The following is a 793-nucleotide window of genomic DNA, read 5'->3' as shown; positions in this document are numbered from 1 at the left end:
TGCTTTTTGCGGATCTGTATCTTGAACTTGAGACTGATTTTGCATCTTTGAATTAATTGTAAAAGAAACCATAGGATCAGAATCTAAAGCAGCCTCCATTTTAGCAAAACGCCTCTCTACAATATGTGTTAATAATCTCTTTTGTGTTTCATCTTCTTCATCTACAGTTTCATCGAGCGGCTTTTGTTCTGGATCTTTTGTTAGCAACTTCTTAGTTTCAATTGGTTTGGTTGACTGTGCTGGTAAGATCTCTGGTAATTTTGCTTGAACATAATCATCACCCTCTGGACGAATTGGCAACGGTGTTTCATCCACAAATAATTTTTTTTTGTTTTCTAAGACAACATTATTAGATTGCTGTCGCAACATAAAAGTATATGTAATACCAAGCAGAGCAAAAAAAATGATACCTATAGCACCTATAAAAGGTATATTGTTTAACCGCCGTACACCTCGTCCTTTGGGTTTTACAGAAAAAAAATCAGGAGATTCAGAAGGACTACTTTTTTGATCGTTTTTCACCCTTTACCCCCATCATCTACACGAGCAATAAAAGGAGCGGCCGGTACAATATTTCCAGTTTTTAAACGAACATAATGACGCGTTATTTCAGTTAAACCATATTGTGCCACCAATACTATACCTTGATCCAAGGGCATCACTTTGTAGGTTAAATTTATACCCGTGTTTTTATGTTTTTCTGGTTGATCTGTATAAATTACACCGTAGCCATTCCTTTGTAGAAGACTAACCAATAAAGATGTAAACTTATCTTCTTTATCATTTGTTTTTA

General features: G+C 35.1%; 2 pseudogenes. Both read right to left on the bottom strand.

Annotated features, from left to right (window positions below):
* Positions 1-522: pseudogene (locus tag ACFIKY_RS09115) on the bottom strand (hypothetical protein); the annotation flags it as partial.
* A pseudogene (locus ACFIKY_RS09110) lies at positions 519-793 on the bottom strand (hypothetical protein); the annotation flags it as partial. The pseudogenes ACFIKY_RS09110 and ACFIKY_RS09115, both read right to left, overlap by 4 nt.

It is taken from the genome of Bartonella sp. CR127HXZ, assembly GCF_042194555.1.
GTDB classification, from domain to species: Bacteria; Pseudomonadota; Alphaproteobacteria; order Rhizobiales; family Rhizobiaceae; genus Bartonella; species Bartonella grahamii.
Note: the sequence above shows the minus strand (reverse complement) of the source record. Positions and strands in the feature narration are given on the sequence as shown.